This is a genomic window from Edaphobacter modestus, from assembly GCF_004217555.1.
GTDB lineage: Bacteria > Acidobacteriota > Terriglobia > Terriglobales > Acidobacteriaceae > Edaphobacter > Edaphobacter modestus.
Window position 1 is genome coordinate 2570811 of sequence record NZ_SHKW01000001.1, and the last position, 19260, is coordinate 2590070.

Annotated in this window: 19 protein-coding genes and 1 pseudogene; 11 read left to right on the forward strand and 9 right to left on the reverse strand. The window is 55.5% G+C overall.

Annotation, left to right across the window (positions count from 1 at the left end):
- The first annotated feature begins 110 nt into the window (after positions 1 to 110).
- The 5 genes from tnpA to BDD14_RS34430 all read left to right on the forward strand — a co-directional run bounded on the left by tnpA (position 111) and on the right by BDD14_RS34430 (position 1884).
- Positions 111 to 446, forward strand: a complete 336-nt coding sequence (gene tnpA, locus BDD14_RS10775; RefSeq protein WP_130418807.1) for an IS66 family insertion sequence element accessory protein TnpA — start codon at positions 111 to 113, stop codon at positions 444 to 446.
- Complete coding sequence (tnpB, locus tag BDD14_RS10780; RefSeq protein WP_242617880.1) at positions 443 to 733, forward strand: IS66 family insertion sequence element accessory protein TnpB; 291 nt, start codon at positions 443 to 445, stop codon at positions 731 to 733. Before tnpA ends, tnpB begins: the two co-directional genes overlap by 4 nt.
- 161 nt (positions 734 to 894) lie before the next feature.
- Complete coding sequence (locus BDD14_RS31735; protein WP_165420018.1) at positions 895 to 1317, forward strand: hypothetical protein; 423 nt, start codon at positions 895 to 897, stop codon at positions 1315 to 1317.
- The gene (locus BDD14_RS31740) at positions 1299 to 1574 is read left to right on the forward strand and encodes an IS66 family transposase zinc-finger binding domain-containing protein (protein WP_165420019.1); all 276 of its coding nucleotides are present in this window, start codon (positions 1299 to 1301) and stop codon (positions 1572 to 1574) included. The genes BDD14_RS31735 and BDD14_RS31740 overlap by 19 nt, the downstream gene beginning before the upstream one ends.
- A 52-nt stretch (positions 1575 to 1626) precedes the next feature.
- Positions 1627 to 1884 carry an IS66 family transposase gene (locus BDD14_RS34430; protein WP_423201790.1) on the forward strand — a complete coding sequence of 86 codons (258 nt, stop codon included), beginning with the start codon at positions 1627 to 1629 and terminating at the stop codon, positions 1882 to 1884.
- 444 nt (positions 1885 to 2328) lie between these two features.
- Here the strand turns inward: BDD14_RS34430 and BDD14_RS34435 are convergent.
- Positions 2329 to 2886 (reverse strand): annotated as a pseudogene (locus tag BDD14_RS34435) (TniB family NTP-binding protein); the annotation flags it as partial.
- A gap of 280 nt (positions 2887 to 3166) precedes the next feature.
- Positions 3167 to 3697 (reverse strand): Mu transposase C-terminal domain-containing protein, encoded by a 531-nt coding sequence (locus BDD14_RS10795; protein WP_130418810.1) that lies wholly within the window; start codon positions 3695 to 3697, stop codon positions 3167 to 3169.
- A gap of 419 nt (positions 3698 to 4116) precedes the next feature.
- Here BDD14_RS10795 and BDD14_RS10800 point away from each other — a divergent pair, with 419 nt between their 5' ends.
- Positions 4117 to 4587: a hypothetical protein gene (locus BDD14_RS10800; RefSeq protein ID WP_130418811.1), complete on the forward strand. Its 471-nt coding sequence runs from the start codon at positions 4117 to 4119 to the stop codon at positions 4585 to 4587.
- A 272-nt stretch (positions 4588 to 4859) separates the two neighbouring features.
- On the opposite strand, the gene BDD14_RS10805 is transcribed toward BDD14_RS10800, so the two are convergent.
- Together BDD14_RS10805 and BDD14_RS10810 are read right to left on the reverse strand one after the other, a co-directional pair.
- Complete coding sequence (locus BDD14_RS10805; RefSeq protein WP_130418812.1) at positions 4860 to 6266, reverse strand: TonB-dependent receptor domain-containing protein; 1407 nt, start codon at positions 6264 to 6266, stop codon at positions 4860 to 4862.
- Positions 6220 to 7761 carry a TonB-dependent receptor gene (locus tag BDD14_RS10810; RefSeq protein ID WP_165420020.1) on the reverse strand — a complete coding sequence of 514 codons (1542 nt, stop codon included), beginning with the start codon at positions 7759 to 7761 and terminating at the stop codon, positions 6220 to 6222. Before BDD14_RS10810 ends, BDD14_RS10805 begins: the two co-directional genes overlap by 47 nt.
- Positions 7762 to 8205: 444 nt before the next feature.
- Here BDD14_RS10810 and BDD14_RS10815 point away from each other — a divergent pair, with 444 nt between their 5' ends.
- Both BDD14_RS10815 and BDD14_RS10820 read left to right on the forward strand, forming a co-directional pair.
- On the forward strand, positions 8206 to 9159 hold the full coding sequence (locus BDD14_RS10815) for an ROK family protein (RefSeq protein WP_130418814.1): 954 nt from the start codon (positions 8206 to 8208) through the stop codon (positions 9157 to 9159).
- The gene (locus BDD14_RS10820) at positions 9152 to 10891 is read left to right on the forward strand and encodes a class I mannose-6-phosphate isomerase (protein ID WP_130418815.1); all 1740 of its coding nucleotides are present in this window, start codon (positions 9152 to 9154) and stop codon (positions 10889 to 10891) included. Before BDD14_RS10815 ends, BDD14_RS10820 begins: the two co-directional genes overlap by 8 nt.
- An 18-nt stretch (positions 10892 to 10909) precedes the next feature.
- On the opposite strand, the gene BDD14_RS10825 is transcribed toward BDD14_RS10820, so the two are convergent.
- Positions 10910 to 11686 (reverse strand): glucose-6-phosphate isomerase family protein, encoded by a 777-nt coding sequence (locus BDD14_RS10825; RefSeq protein WP_130418816.1) that lies wholly within the window; start codon positions 11684 to 11686, stop codon positions 10910 to 10912.
- 16 nt (positions 11687 to 11702) lie between these two features.
- The gene (locus BDD14_RS10830; RefSeq protein ID WP_130418817.1) at positions 11703 to 12254 is read right to left on the reverse strand and encodes a glucose-6-phosphate isomerase family protein; all 552 of its coding nucleotides are present in this window, start codon (positions 12252 to 12254) and stop codon (positions 11703 to 11705) included.
- 213 nt (positions 12255 to 12467) lie between these two features.
- Here BDD14_RS10830 and BDD14_RS10835 point away from each other — a divergent pair, with 213 nt between their 5' ends.
- Positions 12468 to 13844, forward strand: coding sequence for a sugar porter family MFS transporter (locus tag BDD14_RS10835; protein WP_130418818.1), 1377 nt, complete (start codon positions 12468 to 12470; stop codon positions 13842 to 13844).
- Entirely contained in the window at positions 13844 to 14689 is an 846-nt protein-coding gene (locus BDD14_RS10840) for a DeoR/GlpR family DNA-binding transcription regulator (protein ID WP_165420021.1), read from the forward strand. The genes BDD14_RS10835 and BDD14_RS10840 overlap by 1 nt, the downstream gene beginning before the upstream one ends.
- A gap of 36 nt (positions 14690 to 14725) precedes the next feature.
- Here the strand turns inward: BDD14_RS10840 and BDD14_RS10845 are convergent, their stop codons facing one another.
- The 3 genes from BDD14_RS10845 to BDD14_RS10855 form a co-directional block, all read right to left on the reverse strand.
- The gene (locus BDD14_RS10845; protein WP_130418820.1) at positions 14726 to 15676 is read right to left on the reverse strand and encodes an IS481 family transposase; all 951 of its coding nucleotides are present in this window, start codon (positions 15674 to 15676) and stop codon (positions 14726 to 14728) included.
- Between the two features lie 794 nt (positions 15677 to 16470).
- Positions 16471 to 16866, reverse strand: a complete 396-nt coding sequence (locus tag BDD14_RS10850) for a hypothetical protein (protein ID WP_130418821.1) — start codon at positions 16864 to 16866, stop codon at positions 16471 to 16473.
- Positions 16867 to 17590: 724 nt separating this feature from the next.
- Positions 17591 to 18622, reverse strand: a complete 1032-nt coding sequence (locus BDD14_RS10855; protein ID WP_130417057.1) for an IS110 family RNA-guided transposase — start codon at positions 18620 to 18622, stop codon at positions 17591 to 17593.
- A gap of 121 nt (positions 18623 to 18743) precedes the next feature.
- On the opposite strand from BDD14_RS10855, the gene BDD14_RS10860 reads away from it, so the two are divergent.
- Positions 18744 to 19175, forward strand: coding sequence for a hypothetical protein (locus tag BDD14_RS10860; RefSeq protein WP_130418822.1), 432 nt, complete (start codon positions 18744 to 18746; stop codon positions 19173 to 19175).
- Positions 19176 to 19260 lie beyond the last annotated feature (85 nt).

A 19260-nucleotide genomic window follows, 5' to 3' on the forward strand; every position in this document is an offset into this window, starting at 1 on the left:
GGTACTAGTTTCACGAAACGGTTCTATCCATTCCCTGCTTTTCGTTACCTTCGTGAGCGCTATGCGAACGGCATCTTGTGGAGTTCTGCTTAGGGCATGATTCTTGAGTCATGGGACGTTACAAGGAAGAAGATGTATCGCGATGGAGCGGTCGTGTATCTGAGCAAGCCGCCAGCGGTAAGAGCGTAGCAGCGTTCTGTCGTGAACACGGGTTGCGGGACTGGCAGATCTACGAGTGGAAGAAGCGCTTGCGTCAGTCCGAAGCAACATCCTTTGTCGCTGTTGAGGTGGCAGTCCCCGCAGCGTCTGCCTCGTCATCGCCAGTATCGGTGCAGATGGTGGGAATTGAGCTACGACATCGCCGCGGCTGGAGCTTGATCGTAGAGCCTGGATTTGATGCGGCTCACCTGCATCGGCTGCTGTCTGTTCTGGAGATGGAGTCATGATCGGTCTTCCACGTCTGCAGGCATTGGATGGCGCGCCGGGGCCGCGGATCTGGCTGGCGGCGGAGGCGACCGACATGCGGTGCGGCTTCGATCGTCTGGCGCAGCGCGTGCAGACGGTCATCGGTGAAGACCCGCTCAGCGGTCATCTGTTCATCTTCCGATCGCGTGGCGGCTCCCGCTTGAAGATCCTGGCGTGGGACCGCGATGGTTATGTGCTGTGGTACAAGCGTCTGAAAGCGGGTGTGTTCAAGCTTCCCGCGCGTTGCGCCAGGTGTGGGTTCGGTTGAGCTGCGAGCGAGTGAGTTGGCGATGCTGTTGGATGGCATCGACATGGCGAAGTTGAAGCGAGCACCGCGTTATAAACTACCGCCGACGAGTCGATCGAAGGACCGGGAAAACGCCGTAGCGTGAGGTGCCTTATCCCTTTACACTCACGTCTACTTACTAAGTGGCGGAGATCGATCCTAACTCGTTCGAGTTACCAGAAGACAGTGCATCGTTGCGAGCGCTTGTGCAGCAACTGCTGTTGGAACGCGACGAACAGAGCCAGCAAAAAGAGCGGTTGCAGGTAGAGCTGGTTCGCGTGAGGCTGGAGCTGGAGCGTTATAAGAAGTGGTATTACGGTCCGCGCGCGGATCGGCTGCAAGCGCAGGGAGAGCTTGCACAACTGCTGCTGAACTTCGCCGAAGAGCTGGATCAAAAGCCGATCTACGCAGACGATCTTCCACGCACTGTGGAGCCGACGGAAGAACTGCGGCGCGTGAAGCGGCGCAAGGGCCGGCGCAATCTCGCCAACTTCGAGAACCTGCCTGTCACCATGCATGTCTACGAATTAAACGAAGCAGAACGGGCTTGCCTTGCTGTGGACTGACGCGCAAGGAAATCGGCGCCGATGAAAGCTGGCAGATCGAGTATCTTCCCGGCCACTTCGAGCGCATCCATCATGTGCGCAGGAAGTACGCCTGCACGAGCTGCGAGACGAACGGCGAGAACCCGAGTATCCAAGCGGCGAAGAAGCCGGAGACGGCGATCGACAAGGGTCTGGCAGGCCCGGGCTTGCTGGCCTACATCGTCACCAGCAAATACTCTGACTACCTTCCGTTGTATAGGCTGGAAGATATCTTTTGAGAGGCAAGGCTTCGAGATCTCGCGGGCCACGCAATCAGTACGGTGCGGCGATGTGGCTGAGCTGGTCGAACCGTTGTATGCGTTGATGGTCGAGCGTGTGCGCGCCTCGCACGTGGTGGCCACCGACGATACGATCCTGCCCATGTTGAGTAAGGGCAAAACAGCGAATGCGCGCATGTGGGTCTACGTGGGCGATGCATCGCAACCTTACACTATCTTCGACTTCACGCTGGATCGCGGTCGCGATGGACCGAAGCGTTTTCTGAAGGACTACAACCAGGTGCTCCTGGCCGATGCCTATGGCGGATGAGGTCCCTAAGGTTCGTGGCGCCCTCTTGCGAACCGTGGCCACCGGTCGGTCAGGTGGCGTACCGATGAGGCGTGCCAGAGCGAGCAACTGTTCGGTTGGAATTGGATTGAATTCTTTACTGAATGGTCGGCAGTCGATATTCTGCAGCTCCGGACTGCCGCATAAATATCGGTCGTATGCCAGATCAAAGTCCTCTATGCCGATCGTAGATTTCTTACACCCATCAGCAGAAAGAACAACTTCCTGGAGCAATCTTTTCAGATAGCCAATTAATCCACCGGTTGCACAATAGCACCTGAAGATAAAGCTCGCACTGCGTAAATCTTTTAGTGTGAATTGAGACTCCATATGATTGAGGAACTCTTGTTGGCAAGCGGCAAATTCCGTTCTCTGCTTTACATCGCTCCATGAGAAGCACAGCAGCGAAAGTTTCGCTCGGAAGCGCCTGCGCAATTGCGAATTGTGATTAATCACTTCCATGGCGTCGTCAAGGCCAGAGACAATTAGCATCCGCTTAGTCCCGTTCTCTTTCTTCATTTCGATTAAGTTCTTCAGCCAATTCGATGCTTCGTAAAATAATTTTTCATTATGTCTGTCATAGAGGTGCTGAAAATCGTCAAGCCAAATAACATCTGTCTCACACTCTTCCAAGAGCGTTGTGATCCGATGTGTTATTTGACTCTCTGTCGATCTAATACCAGAATCTCCTGGATCCAATACGGTGAGGATTGACGCAGCCATATTCTTTAGCGTCGGTACCGAAGGTACTTTAACCTTTGCCCAAGGACGCACCGTCCCTTCGGTTGTCTCGTAGGAGCAGTTTTTCTCGTACAGGGCATCGAGAGTGAACGTCTTTCCGGCTCCAGTTGGTCCCGTAAGGGCGACACAATATGGGTCCTCACGTTTATCTCTCGCAGCTGCCAAGAGTTCTATACGTTCCGTGACCTCGGTGGAGGCGGCATGGGGAATCGTCACGTTGAGGAAAGTATGGGGATCGAACATTTCATTAAGCTCCGTGATTGCGCACAGCTTTGTAGGTAGGGATGCCCGATAGTTCGAGGTTCAGAGATTTGCTGGCAGGAGACGTTGCTGAAGGGCCTGGCAATGCCCGGATCGTTTTGGGTGCAGGGAGAGCTAGTTCCGGCTGTTGTTCAACTATGCGGGCCTTGCCTCGCCTCGACAGGCCCTTCAAGTGCTCCCGATCCCTCTGGAATAGTTGCTTGATCCGCTGCTTCCCCGCTAGCCATGTATCGGGGTCATACTTTGGGCTGTGCTTCTGAATCTACTCATGAAGCCAGAGGCTGAGACCAACCGCATAGTCGTCTCTGAGAGCCCTGGCAATAACGATCTCATCGCCGTACAAGACATGGATTTCTCCTATGTCACTTTCGTCGACCCGTATCTGTACGTCCAACGTTGCTCCATAGAGGTGGCGAAGATGATGTAAGGCGTCGGATCCGTAATACAGGCCTTTGAACTCGATGCCTTTGTGAGTCAAGACGCGCGGGTAGGGCCTCCCCATCACGATGTTCAGGCATTCACGGTCGGCCGGGAAGCGAATGTCCTCCGTCCGGACGTTCAACTCCCACATAGTTTCGGGGGGCATACCCAGGGAGTGGTGCTTTTTCTGGTGGTACACATCACATACGCGCCACTTGCACGCGTCTGCCATGACCGTCAACCACAGTCTTCCTGGATTTTTTCCGGCTCCAGTATCTGAGATCTCCAACTCGATCTCGACATGCTCAATATGCGCAGTTTCGAAAGGCCTTATACCTTTATTCCAATTTGCGGGTTCGAGTTCGCGTAGCACGTGCCCTCCTTAGAGTTGCGATAGAGATAATGCGCATTCTTGCCTGGCCGACGGCGCAAAAAGTGATGCGCTGGATTCGGCCACCGGCAGGACCCAGCCGCTGACTTTGTCTATGTACAGTTCGAGATAGGGCCGTCCGAGCCATGTCCCCTTCTCATCAACAACGAACAAATCAAGCTGTTTACGGCGAACATCTACACCGTTTGTTGGCTCGGCAGTTATTCGCTTCCCGTTCGGGTGATGTGGGCTTTGCTCGAGTCGACGTGTAGGCATGGCTCGCCAAAATGGCTTCCGACCTTTAGTCATTTGAGTAGCTAGCCGCTTGGCAAAGTACGGAGGCGGCACCGTTTTGGTGCAGCATTGCTTCGGCAATGTTGTTTGGCTACTATTCCGTCAGCAAAATCTGGAGCCTCAACGCCATGTTGCGATACACTCCTCTACTGGCTCTCTCGTTAGTGCTCTGCCCTTATCGTGCCGTCACCCAGGAAAGCTCTACGGAAGCCATTGAAATGCTCAACCGTATCGCTGACCACTACATAAACGCAAAGTCTGTTCACCTTGAAGCCACTACCAGCCGCTCGTCTCACAGCGAACTCTATAACTACTCAACCACCAGCCATCTCATCGCGTTGATGGCGGACGGCAACCGCTTCCACTATGATGGTCGCACCTCTAGCGGGTCCGGCCTGATCGTTTCCGACGGCAAGAGCGAGTGGCACCTTCGCCGAAGCTTTGGTCAGTACGATGAAGCTCCAACTGGTTCCTTCTTTCGGCGCCCTTCCTCCGCCGGAAGCGATGACGATGCTCCTGTCGAAGCGCGTTACCTCGTCACTTCGGTCACCCAGATGCGTGACCATACGAATTTGCCCGCTTTGCACCCTCGGAGTTGATTGAGTACCGTGGCCAAAAGGTCAAGTGCACGGTCATCCAGTTCGAGTACAAGCAGAGGCTTGATCGCGATCCTACCCGGCCCATCGCTTGGCGCAATACAGTTTGGATCGATCCTGCAAACCTGATTATCTTAAAAAGTGAATACCGCGATCGGCATCAGCTTAGTCAAGGTATGGCTATGCCTCCCCTGCCGACTGGCGCGAGGAGCGCGACGAAACCATCTTCATCCTGGCTGATCTGAATCCGCCCCTCCCGGCTGATACGTTTGCCTTCACCGCTCCCTCCGACGCAATCGGAGTCGCCTCGCTCCCCTCACTCTTCCCGCTGCCCAGCGGTAAGGATCCTGGCACCTCGCCAGGCACGGCTCAATACGTTGGCAAAGCTGATACAAGCTGCTGAACACAAACATATGCGCACGGTTGCAATCGGATACTGCCCAATCCTCCTTCAGGTTGTAGAAGTTAGGCTGCTGGTTCACATATGGGTCAGATTGCCAATCCATGGACTTAGACCAGGTGTACGAGGCCAGGAACGACAGACCATTCGATACCGTCTTTTGCAGTTGAGCCTGCAGTGCGTTGTAGCTTGCGGGAGCTGCGTTCCAGGCGTAGGAGAAGGGACCGCCATACTCTGGGAAGGGCTGCCTGTCCGAGATGAGACCAGGTCCAGGATAGAGAGCCGTATTCACCGTCGGCACGATGTACTGATGCCGGCTTACAGATCCCACGTAATCCAGCTTCATCGTGAGGGTGGACATGAGTTGTTGCTGCACACCGAGGTTGTACTGCATGGAGTACGGGATCTTGTTGTTGGGGTTAGCTCCATAACTTGCGTACGGAGCCACGTTCTGAAGCAAGGACGAGGCGGTCGGGAGATTTCCGAAATACATCGTCGGTACGCCAAGATCGAGGCTGGTGAAATTCGCGGCAATACCGCCGGGCCAAGTCAATCGAAGGTTCTGATTCTCCTGAACCAGGGTGTTGTTGTGATCGTCAAGCATCGCGAAGGCTGCATGCACGACGGTCTTGTCTGTCGCGGAATAGACGACACCAAAGCGTGGCTCCCATCCGTTGTACTGCGGGTGGAAGTAGCCGCTCGGTCCAGTGGCGGTAGGGTAGTACGGCGGAACTGCACCTGACACAATGAACTGCCCAGTCAACACGTCGAGACCTGAGACGACCTTGTGGTAGTTCGGTGGAGTGACATAGTCCCAACGAATGCCGGCGGTCACAACAAGCTTCTTCGTAAGTTGCCATTGATCCTGCGCATAGACGCCATACCAGTTCACCGTCTGGTCTGCTCCGATGTTCCCAACCCATGGAGCATAGCTGTTCGGCGTGCCAAGGAGGAAGCTGGCAGGACCATAGCCTGTCGGACCCGCTGTTGCTCCCTGCGCCGTGGCATTTTGCGCGAAGCTCATATTTGCGACCCATCCATCGTCATAGCTCCGAAGGTGGTAGTAAAGACCGCCGAAGCCGAGCGTGTGGTTCCCGACAACCTTGGAGAGGTCGGCGTGATAGTCCATCGTCTCTTGCGGACCCAACGGGATGGCAAACTGAGCCACGCCACTAAAGCCATTTGAGATGTTGATTTGCGGTCCGAGCTGGATCCCAGCATGTGCAGGGGCAGCTTCAGTAAAGCCAATCGCGTCTGTGAAGGCCTGGCCCCGCCGGCTCATCGTTGCTCGCGAAGTTAACGTAGGAGTATCCATACCGGATATTCAGGATCGTTTTCGGGTCGAAGATATGGGTATAGCCGAAAGCAGCCTGCTGGGTGTAGTTGCTCAGGGTGTGCACGTACGTCGGCAGATCCTGCGGGCTGATCACGTGTTGATTCGAACGATTGAAACGGAGAAAGACGGAGTCGTTCGCTGTGATCTGATGGTCCAGTCGAACACCGACGATATCGCTATCCGTATTTGTTGCACCGGAGAACTGATAGTTGGGCAAGGTACCTTCGGGAACATTGAGGTTTGGAGCCGGGTAATATTTTTGCAGGATCTGCAGACTTGCAGAGTTCAGCCTGCCCTTAGGGATGACATTTCCCGGAAAAGGGTCGCGTAGGGACTGGCCCGGGTGTGCCGGATCGGGACGACTTGAAAAGGGATCATAGATCTGATTCGCATATTCCGGGCGACCCAGGCTGTCGGTCCCAACCTGCGCGCCGAGGACCGCAGAGAAATCCCCCTGCTTCATTGCGTTGGTGAGAGTGCTGGCCAGATACGATCTTGTCTGCGCCGACCGGAATCCCTCCCAATAAAACGAGAAGAAAGTCTTGTCTTTCCCGCTGTAGATATGCGGTACCGTTACAGGACCGCCAAGATAAACACCATACTGATTCTGCCGATAGGGCAGACGCTCGGTCTCCGGGAAGGTTCGGGCGTCAAGGATGTCATTCCGGAGAAATTCCCAAAGCGCTCCGTGGAACTTATTCGTACCGGAGCGGGTCACGAGGTTGATGTTTGCACCCGAAGAGACCGAAAACTGTGCGTCCGTGATATGCGACTGCACGTTGAACTCCTGGATCGCGTCTGGTGGAGGCGCAATCACCCAAGTGTTCGTGTAAGTGGCATTGTTGAATATGCCGTCCATCGTGAAGTTATTTTGCTCTCCGCGTTGTCCGTTCACTGATGGACTGATGCCGCCAGCCCCCAAAGACACTGTGAATGAACCCTGCTGCCCGTTCTGGACTGGTGCAGCGCCCGGAGTCAGAAGAGTCAGTTGGGTGAACGAGCGTCCGTTGAGCGGAAGATTGACCGTGTCTTCGTGGTTCACCACGTTGCTCAACGTTGCAGAGGTTGTGTTGAGCTGAGGAGGCGCGTCCGTGACGTTTACGGTTTGCGAGGTCTGTCCCACCGCGAGCTGGAAGTTCAGCGTGACGCTCTGGTTGACCTGAAGCTGGATATTCTCCCGGTTAATCGTCGCAAAGCCATCCATCGTCACAGTCAGTTTGTAGTTGCCCGGATTGAGCTGAGGGAGGATGTACTCGCCGCCCGCGTTGCTTTTGGTGGTCCGATGCATTCCCGTTCCGGTGTTGACGACGTCGACGTCCGCGCCGGGGATACTGGCTCCAGTCGAGTCAGAGACCACGCCCGTGATCAGCCCGTTCGTCGTTTGGCCGCGAAGCACCGCCGAACTGAGACATGCCAACAGGAGCAAAAGAAGCTTACCCAACCAAACGCGATAAGGAGCCTGTGATGGGCATGAACGTTGACTGTGTGTGGTTGTTCGATCGCCAGGTCTTAAGTTCCTTCTGCCTAGACGAGTTCCCGTGACTCTACCTGCAATGCTGCACCCGTTGTTTCGAAAGTCCACTGTCGCCTCCAAGAGACATCGCATAACGCCCTGCTGAGAGCCTTCCGACGCCGAGGAATAAGACCTGCGTTTTTCATAGACCGGGGAAGGCGAGCAGAAACTTGAACTGATTGGCCAACATAGACGAATTGTTCTTTTTTTGTCAATAGAAGCATTTCAATGTACGTTTGTGGACAAAACGCAAGCAACGTGTGATTGTTATATTGCATTGCACATATTATTTGATTTTGCTCAAACACCGTTCCAGGGGTGCGAGATGCGGAAAGTTTTTGATTTCGAGGGACGACGGGTCAGGATGTCCATATGAGGGCACTTTCAATCGATCTCGGCGGCACACACGCAACCTGCGCTGTCGTCGAAGACAGGACCATTCACACATCGCAGGTCGTACCGACGGATGGCGATCGGAAGCTTCGGGAACTTCTGCCTGTGCTGGCAGATACACTCCGGAAGCTTGCGGCAGATGCCGGGCTTGGGCTGGGCCAGATAGAAGGAATAGCCGTTGGGTTTTGCGGCCTTGTAGATCGCAAGAACGCCCGTGTGACGTCGACCAACTTGAAGTACACGGATGCAACCGAAGTCGATCTCAAGACCTGGGCGGCCGAAGAGTTCGGACTGCCGATCGCAGTCGAGAACGACGCACGTCTCGCTCTATTGGGCGAATGGTATGCAGGAAGCGGGACCAGCTCCAACGACATCGTCATGATGACGCTTGGCACCGGAATCGGTGGGGTCGCAATGATCGACGGGCGGCTTCTTGTCGGGAAGCATTTTCAGGCGGGATGCCTTGGCGGACATCTTGCGGCTCGCTTCGATGGCTCCCCATGCAACTGTGGCGGAATAGGTTGCGCTGAGTCGGAGGCCTCAGGATGGGCTTTGCCGAGGATATGCAGGGGCTGGCCCGGATTCGAATCGAGTTCTCTCGCAGGTATGGAGCTGAACTTTCAAAATCTGTTTCAAACAGCCGATGACGGTGACTTGGTTGCCTTAGCCGTCCGTGAGCACTGCATCCGGGTGTGGGCTCGCACAGCTGCGTCATTGATTCACGCTTACGATCCGGAGCTTGTCCTCATCGGCGGCGGCGTGATGCGGCGCGGCGATCTGATCGTGCCGTACATCCAGCAGTACGTGAAAGAACACACATGGACTCCCTGGGGAACAGTCCAGGTGCGTCCTGCCATGTTGGGCGATAGCGCACCGCTACTTGGAGCGGTTCCACTAATCGAACTTATAAAACGGAGCGAACTAGATGTATGATAAGCAGCCTTATGTTCCTGTTTCATCCGATGCAGGTGATTGTCATGTCGGGTGGGACGCTATCCGGGAGAACCTCCGCCGATTGACGAGCGGCAAGCGCTGCGTCGTTTGCGTCGAGTGCTATCCGGGCGTGTCCGTGCGGGAGATCAAACAGGAGCTCGAAGCAGCGCTCGATCCGCAGGTTGTCATCGATACCGAATCACTTCTTCTGTCACCGGATGAGATCGACAAGCGAGTCTCACCATTGCTGACGGATGACCCCGTCTTCGGAACGTTCAACTCGGTTGAGGTGCGCGACTTCTTCGATCCCCTCAAGGTGTCAGAAGCGCAGAAAAAACTCGAGTCGTCGACCGCAGGAATCGCGCTAGTTATCGGCACTGGTGCTGTTGAGATTGCGAACGAATACTACGTTCTTGTCTACGCTGACCTAGCCCGCTGGGAAATACAAAGACGACAGCGCGCAGGAGAGATCGGCAATCTCGGAGCGAATAACACCGACGAATCGCCGGCTCAGAAATATAAGCGGGCGTACTTCCTCGATTGGCGGGCGGCGGATCGAATCAAACAGAAGCTGCTTCCTACCATCGATTTTCTTTTCGACACGAACGACCAAGCTACGCCCAAGATGATTACGGGCGATCAGATGAGAGCTGGTCTTGACCAGGCAGCACGCCAACCGTTTCGCGTCGTGCCATTCTTCGATCCAGGTCCCTGGGGAGGTCACTGGATGGAACGTGAGTTCGATCTTCCCAAGGACGTTCCGAATTACGCCTGGTGCTTCGACTGTGTGCCGGAGGAAAACAGTCTCCTCCTCGGTTTCGGGACGGTTCGTGTCGAGATCCCGGCGATCAATCTCGTCTTCGCTCACCCCACGGAGCTCTTAGGGAGCTATATCTTCGGACGGTTTGGGGCTGAGTTCCCCATCCGCTTCGATTTCCTCGACACAATCGAGGGCGGCAATCTCTCTTTACAGGTCCATCCTCTCAATGATTACGTGCGCAAGCATTTCGGCCTGGCATATACCCAGGACGAGAGCTATTACATGCTCGATGCCGAGCCCAATGCGACCGTTTATCTCGGCCTGAAGGAAGATATCAATCCATCCGCGATGCTGCAGGATCTGCAGGCCGCACAAGAAGGTGGACCAGACTTCGACGCTGACCGCTACGTGAGCAAATGGCCTGCACGCAAACACGACCACTTCCTCATTCCGGCAGGGACGGTGCATTGTTCCGGAGCGGGCAGCATGGTGCTCGAGATCAGTGCGACTCCTTACATCTTCACGCTCAAGCTATGGGATTGGGGCCGTCTCGGGCTGGACGGACAACCGCGACCGATCAATATCGCCCGAGGAGAAGAGAACATCCAATGGGACCGCAAGGCGGCATGGATCAAGGAGAACCTGGTCAACAGGATTGAAGCCGTCGGTCAAGGAGAAGGCTGGCGCGAAGAACGTACCGGCCTTCATGAACTCGAATTCATTGAGACTCGCCGTCATTGGTTTACCGGCACCGTCCCGCACGATACCAACGCAACCGTGAACGTACTGAATCTGGTTGAGGGCGAGGAGGCGATTGTTGAGAGCCTTACAGGCTCATTCGCGCCGTTCGTCGTACATTATGCGGAGACCTTTATCGTTCCCGCGGCCGTGGGTGGCTACCAGATCCGGCCTCATGGACCATCGGTTGGCAAGCAGTGCGCCACACTCAAGGCATACGTGCGACCGGAATGAAGCGACCACCGAACCGCTCTAGAGTTCGAATGAACGCCAGACCGTCGCGAACAAGGATGGTTCTGAAACCCACTGGAGACTTTCCGGAGCCTGAGCGAACTGATCATAGATCGATGTGTCGGATAGCCCAAGCTCCGGATAAGCTCTCGCCTTGTGCTCTTCCAGGCAAGAGCTTCGATACCGAGGATTGCTCTCCCAACGGATGCCACCGTTCTCATCGAGGATTGGGAACCAAGCCAAGCCTCCGCGCGCCCTCACCCCGTCGTACACGAAGCCGTAGTCGCGGTCACAGCATGCTGCGAAAATCATTCGTTCATGCGGGTTGGCGTTGATCACGCAATGAGCCCAACCCGGCGGGACAACGACTCGATCTCCAGGCAAGGCGGTGACTGCAAGGCATCTACCTGGGTCATCACTCGTCGATTCCTGAGCATAGATGATCGCGGTGCCGTCCCATATCTCGAACAACTCCGGCGCCGACCATCCGGAATGGGCCGAAATCTTGTGAATGTGTCCCTGACTGCGTACCGGTTCGCGCCCGAGTCTGCCGGCAGGGTATGAGACAACGCCGAACAAGAGATTGCGGCGCTCCAATTCACCTTTGTGCTCTTCTCTGCCGACATCCATCACGATGCTGTAGACCGGGTCAGGTCCGCTGCACTGCGGATCAAGAAGACTGGCGCGAATAGCATCTAAACGCCGGTGCTCTGGAAGTGGCCCAAACACGTTCGCACCGTACTCAAACTTTTGCGTTGCTTCATTCCATCGTAGATCGAGATTTCGTGATGACGACATATCCGATCCAATGGGCTCAAGGCTGTGTGGAGGGTACCAAGCGAGGAGAGCCTTCACTGGCAATCACACGGTGACTGAATCCTTCTCGTTGAATGGTCCCGTAGTCGTGACCGGCATCGCTCGCCCAGCATGCCCAGAAGATCAAGGGATCTTGCCCGGTGTTCACCACTCGGTGTGCAGTGTGCCCGGGAATGTAATGTAAGGAGCCCGGCGTCATCTGCTCCCAGCGGCCACTCCGGGACTCGTCCATGAGGAGCAACATCCCCGTTCCTTGAACGGCGGTGTAGTACTCTCCGCGATCACGTTTCGCATGGAAATGTCCTCGCGTCATGAAGAACTCCTCCCCTACCCTTCCCGGCTCAATGACGGTCACTCCCCAAAACAGCCCGCCTTCGTTATCTTGCGCCGTGGGCTGTGTCCATTCCACGGAATAGACCAGGGTTTCCGGGTCCATAGAGGTCCACGCTGCGTGATCCTCGAAGACATCTTCAAGGTCACGGATTTTCTTGGATAGCCGAAGCACTCCCTCTCCAGCGATTTTGCCGCCCAGCCAATCAAGTTCCATCATCCTGATCCACTTCCCGCGACTCTACATTAGCGGGTTTGGTGATCGAAACACAATCTATTTCGCTTCCTCACGCTTGCGTTATCGCCAATTTCGATCATTGAAACTTACGAAATGAGCCATAACGATTGACTTAGAGGTGCTAACCGACTATCACGTTATAGATGGAGAAGTATCTGACGCAGTCCAACTCACTCTTTTCGATGCGGGGCCAAAATGTCGGGAATCGAACCAACCACGCGGTCTCAGCGCTCGGGAACGAGCAACTCTGCTTATGTCTGGTTTGTGGCCTCGGTGGCTGCTGCCTCGGGATTCCTCTTCGGGTTCGATACGGCGGTCATCAATGGCGCACTCGTCTTTCTGAAAGTCCATTTCGGTCTCACAAGCTTTCAGACAGAAATCGCCGCGAGTTCCCTTCTCTTAGGATGTCTGGTCGGCGCTGGCGCAGCCGGCAAATGCAGCGACCTGTTCGGACGTCGCAAGAGCCTGATGGGCGCCGCACTGCTCTTTGCAGTATCCGCACTCGGGAGTGCTCTTGCTGTCAGCTTCGTCTTCTTTGCATGCATGCGCGGTTTCGGAGGCCTGGCAATCGGGCTTGCTTCAGCTCTCACCCCCGTCTACATCTCGGAGGTAGCACCACCGGAGAGTCGGGGGCGACTTGTCTCACTGAATCAACTCGCGATCGTGACGGGAATTCTGGTTGCGTACCTCAGCAACTGGCAACTCGCAGGGCTAGGTTCGACGAGCTGGCGATGGATGTTCGGGGTGGCTGCCTTTCCTTCGGTCGGCTTTCTGGTCGGATTGTTCTACATACCGGAGAGCCCGCGCTGGCTGGTCGCTAACAACCAGAGGGAAGCAGGGTACGCGGTCCTGGAGAAGATCGCCGGACCACACGGCGTTCAGGCGGAAATGAATGCCATCGAGCTTGCGATCTCAGAAGAGGGCGGAGGGGCCGGAGAACTGTTCTCGGAACAAATGCGGCCGCGACTCCTCATCGCCATTGCTCTTGCCGTGCTCGAACAGATCTGCGGGATCAACACGGTGCTCTACTACGGGGCCCTAATCTTCGCCCAACAGTTCCACGGTCAGTCCATGAAGCTCGCCATTGGCGTCAATGTGGTCGTCGGCCTGGTGAACCTGATCTTTACCATCGTGGCCATGTTCTTCATTGACCGCTGGGGCCGTAGATTGCTTTTCCTTGTTGCAACGGCTGGTATGGCTATCTCGCTCACGGTCCTGGCCGCGTCGTTCAAGTTAGGGCCTGGCGGCCAATATCTGATCTTCGGCTGCATCTTGGCTTACATTGCCTTTTTCGCGGTCGGCCTGGGGCCGGGCGTGTGGGTTTATATCGCCGAGATCTTTCCCACCCGCGTGCGCGGTCAAGCTACCTCGATTGCCACTATGGCTTTGTGGTCTGCGTGTCTGGTCGTGACCCTTACCTTTCTCTCCATTGTTGACAGCATGGGCCTCTCCGGAGCGTTTGCCCTATACGCGTTGCTATCCTTGATAACATTCGTTTTCATTTGGAAATGGATTCCCGAGACACGTGGGAAGTCACTCGAACAAATACAGCACTATTGGAGCCAGCGATAATGGCGAAGCGTAAGCAGCCAGAGAAACCGAAGAAAGAGACGCGAGAAGCGTCCGAGCCATCTGGACCGGGCAAGCAGCAGACACGATTGAATGCGATCCTCGAACACTTGCGCAAATCTGGCAATGTCACGGTCGAATCTCTCAGCGAGAAGTTCGGGACATCTTTGGTTACGATCCGCCGCGACCTGGATCAACTGCAAAATGATGGGGTCCTTCAGCGAACCCATGGCGGCGCCGCACTGCTCGAACCTCTCTTCTACGAGCCATTCAAGAATGATCGGACTTTTCAGGCCCATCTCGAGAGCTTTTCCGATGAGAAGCGAAGGATCGGCCAGGCAGCGGCCGCACTCGTTGAGAAAGGGGACACAATCGCGTTGACTCCGGGCACCACCACCCTTGAGGTCATCCGCGGACTTCCTTTGAACCAAAACATCACGGTTGTCACAAATACCGTCAACGTGGCCATGGAGCTATCGAAGCGGAAAGACCTCGACATCTTTGTTACGGGCGGCCATCTTCGAGGCGATTGGTTTTCCCTTGTCGGTCCTACCGCGGTGGACAGTCTGAAGCAGATGTTGATCCATACCCTGTTCATCGGTTCGGATGGCATTGACGGACAATGGGGAGTCAGCTGTCTCAGCTCGGAAGAGGCCCAACTCAACGCGGCGATGGTTAAGGCTTCCCGCCGTCGAATTGCGGTGGTTGACTCCACAAAATTCGGGAAGGTAGCGGGCTGGCGCATCTGCGATATCGGAGAGCTGAACATTCTGATCACGGATACCGGGGCCACTGACGGGATGATCGCGCCATTCGTCGAACGTGGAGTAGACGTCAGGCGGGTATGAAGAGGTGGCTCCTCGACAACTGGCGATTGATGATGGCTAGGTGTGGAGTCTCAACAGGTTGTTCCGATCTAGAGCGGATCGGCTGACGGGTGGCGACAGTCCGCGGCTAGCATGAGGGCGATGCCAGTTGTACTGATGCAGCCAGGGGCGAAGCTCCTGGCTGCGTTCGTCTGAGTTCCGATAGGTGCGGGCATAGGCCCATTCTCTGAGAGCGGTCTGGATGAAGCGCTCTGCTTTGCCGTTGGTGCGCGGCGTATAAGGCCGTGTGAAGTGATGCTTCAGGCCAAGCGCACGGCAAGCGTGGGCGAACTGGCGTGATCGATAAGCCGGGCCGTTATCGGTGAGCACCGCGCGGAATCGGATGCCGAAGCGTGCATAGTAGGCCAGCGCCGCCTCAAGGAAATGCAGTACGGAGGCCTGCTTTTCATCTGGATAGATGGCCGAGAAGGCGATCCGCGAGTGGTCGTCGATGGCGACGTGCACATACTCCCAGCCTGCGCCGCCCACCGAGTCGCGGCGATCGCCGGTGACGCGGTGCGAAGGCCGCACGATGCGCCCCAGCTTCTTGATGTCCAGGTGCAGCATGTCGCCAGCACAAGCATGCTCATAGCGAACGACCGCTGGCCGAGGCTCCAGATCGCGCATCTGGTTCAGCTTCAGTCTGCGCAGGATGCGGCTGACCGTCGCCCGGCTCAGCCCCGTCTGTTGCGCAGTGCGCAGGCCTGTCCAGCGCTGTCGCCGCAGCACTTCGACACGTCCAACCAGCTCAATGGAAGTGGGCTGCCGCAGCCTCCGGGGACGAGAGGAGCGGTCCCGCAACCCTTCCAGACCGAACTCACGATACCGGCGCACCCACTTGGCCGCTGTCTTCGCGCTCACGTGGAAGCAGGCCGCGGCCTGCTTCCACGTGCATCTCTGCTCCACAACCCGCTTCGCCAACTGCTCTCGACTGTGCACCGTCAGTCGGGCATTCTGGTGGTAGTCCATCTGGTCTCCTGGGTCGCCAAGTCTTCACAAACTCAGCTTCCCAGTTCTCGATCAGATGCACAACCTATTGAAACCTCACAACTAGTCTTCTAAATGAGCTTTCGCCGATCATTTCGAGGGGCGCGCGGCAGGTGCCACCAACGATATGGCTTCAGTCGAAACACATCGCGAAACGGCTCTATCCATTCCCTGCTTCGCTACCTCTTGGTTCCCCATTGCGTGAATCAAAGATAAAGTTTGCAAGAGATTTGCAAGAACGTTTTGGCATTCTGGCACTTTTAGCGCTTCCTGCACCTCTTAGAATCTGTAAGCTACAGATTCCATTAGCGACGCGGGAGACCGATCCCGTCTCTGGCCACGCTTCTCGGACACGGATGGGCGAAGCATGACTGAGAGTGGTCCGAGCAGGGCCCTCGCGCCATTGAATCGAGATCTTTCAGTTGAGCGGAGCTTACTGCCGCCGCAAGGCAGAAGTCTGTTGGGAACTCCAACTGGCCGTAAAACCGGCTTGTCGGAAAGGTGAAACCGAACTGCCTGAGGAGTCCTGTTTCCGGAAAGTTCGAGGGCGATGCGGGTGCCCGCCGAAGTCTTGGCCAGCATATTGCGTCAAACTGGTGTTTTGGCCGCTTTATGATGTTTCTGTCACGGTGTGTCGAATAAACCACAACTTTGCGCATGCGCAAAGTTATGGTTCCTACCAAAAGTTGTAGGTTGGTGGTGATGCGATGACGGTCTATGTCTCGGCTAATGCTCAGGGGAGTACCTGGATTGTCAGCGCGGCAATCTCTCTGAGATCAGAGGATGCGCCTTCCAGTAATGGTGTACTTCGCGGGAGAATCCTGTGGCGTGATCGCCTTCTCCTCCGCAGGTTTCATCACCTCTGTACGCTTAAATGCCTCCGCGGGCCTCAATGCCTCCGGTGTCATCACCTCTGCAGACTCTTCCGGTGCCATCAACTCCGCAGAATTCTTCGCCCCTGCAGGGTTCTCTGGGATCATCGCCCACGCGAATCCGTGCGCCAGCCATAAGAAAAAGGTGGCGAAGAAGCACTCCGAAGCAAGAACAGCTACGAAGAACATTGCCTGACCTTTATTGTTGGCGTGGGCATACAACCCGATTACCAGGAAGCAAAAAGTTACGACTGAGAAGCAGATCGCCAAGCGCCCAAGCCGACGAGATAAAACACTCATGCGATTACTCATTTAGGTCCTCCGTCGCTTACCTAAATAGATCTCGGAGAGTTTATCGCGGTTCGTTGTGCTCCGTCCGCATCTGCGCTGGCTGTTAGCGCAATGAATTCCTTTACTCACTCTGAAAGCGCAAAGTTATCATTAAATCTCCTGTTTTCCGTAGCTGCCTGCGCACACAATACGCGTCACTTAGACCCGCAGGAATATGCTTTATCGCGCAAAATTATCGTTTAGAAAACAGATGTTGTCGAATGAAGCATAACTTTGCGTTTGCGCAAGGTTATGCTTCCTACCAAAAGTTGTAGAATCGCTCGTGAAAAAAAACACCATAAGCTGCTGGCCTGTAAGAAACACCATATCTTGGCCAAATAGCCAGCTTATGGTGTTTTTTACGTGGGAAAGTAAGCGTATTCAAATCTCATCCACGCCGGCGGCGTGGGAGAAGATTCGAAGTTGCTCATGTATGGTCCGCCGTCTGACTGCAAGAGAAAAGTGGTTGGATGAAGAGAGTCTGCGTTAATGTATCCGGCCTGTTTGTGGAGAATAAGATCTCCTGGCACATGATGAGATACGCCGCGTGTCTGTCCTTTGAAACCCCTCGGCCGCGAGGGCCTTTTGAGCAAACAGGTTTCAGAGACGCCGTTATGACTGTTCTTTCATCTTCACTCGTCCGTGCAGACCTTGGTGAGATGGCTTGGAACCGGTTATGTTTCGCCGGCCTAGGCTAGGCAGTAGTTTCGGCGGGCACGACCCGGTAGTCCTGACCAGTCGAGAGCACAGCCCATGCGATGCGAGCCAGCTTGTTGGCCATGGCGACGATCAACACGTTGCGCGGGGCTCTGCCCTCGAGTGAAGTTAGCCATGCACCCATTGCGATACGATCTCGCTTGGATCGCAGGACAACGGCACGGGCTCCGTGAACCAGAATCATCCGTAGATAACGGTTGCCCCGCTTACTGATGCCATAGAGCCGTGCCTTGCCTCCTGTTGAATGCTGTCTGGGTACCAGTCCCATCCAGGCGGCGAACTCTCGTCCCTTCCGGAAGGCCGAACCGTTGCCGATCGAAGCTACGATCGCGGTTGCCACCAGAGGTCCGATGCCCGGAATCTGTCGCAGTCTCTGGCATGCGGCATCGCTGGAGGCAATCCGCTCGACTTCCGCGTTCATCTCTTCAAGCTGAAGTTCCAGCTCCTTCCACTCGCTCCACATCATCGCTATCAGGTTGCGCATCCTTGGAGTCAGGTTCTCCTCCACGTTCTCGAGCACGCTTGGTATCGCTTCTCTGAGGCGAATCGGACTCTTAGCAAACACCATGCCTCGCTCCAGAAGGAATGCGCGAATCTGGTTGATCACAGCGGTTCTCCGCTGCATCACTCGTTCCCGGACGCGATGCAACGCCTGCAGATCCAGCTGATCATCGGTCTTGATAGAAACAAACCGCATGTTCTGACGACCCACGGCTTCGGCGATCGCTTCTGCGTCAATGAAATCGTTCTTGTTCGACTTCACGAAGGGCTTCACAAACTGAGCGGGGATAAGCTTGACGTCGTGCCCTTGGGCTCGCAAAGCACGGCCCAGGAAGTGTGCTCCTGCGCACGCCTCCATCCCGATCAACGAGCTCTGCATGTTCGCTGTGAATACGATCAGCTGCTTCTGCGTAAACTTCTTCTTCAGGAGCACCTTGCCGTTATCATCAAGGGCTACCAGGTGAAAGGTCGTCTTGCCGAGATCAATCCCTACTGAACGAATCTGCATGTCGATGATCCTCCTTGAACCTGCCTACAAGATCCTCCACGCCCTAGTGGAGTTCAAGCGGCGGACCATCTCAGTAACCCCGTTTTCAGGATATTTGGAGTGGAGGAGATAATCTGTCGCAATGATCCCGGATCTGAAAGTCACCTATCTTTACCATGATGCTGATGTCATCGAAGTTCGAGTCGCCGCCGAAAATGCTGAATTTCGAGGTACGGCAGACGTATATGTCGGCACTGATGGCTTGCTTGAAGCTGCCGCCGCGCTTGAAGGTTTTCCGAAGAACGGCCGCGACAGGCGAGAGGTAACCTTCGGCGCAGCCGGAAAGCAGTTTGCTGGCGGATCAGTTCATCTGAAGTTCTATTGCAAGGATATGGCTGGGCATGCGACGTTTCGGGCAACGATAGAGGGTGACTACGGCGACATGGATGTGGCAGAGAGCGCAATAGTCCACGTGGACTTTGACCCAGCGTCCCTCGATCAGTTCCTAGTGGAGCTTCGGCAGGTTGAAATAGACCATCGTGGTTCCGCTTCAATGATCACCGGCGCATCCTAATGCCTCTAAGTCTGGTTTTCAGCAATTTCGTGTCCTTCATACCCGGTGACACCCCCATCAGACATCACGTAAATACGTGTTTCCG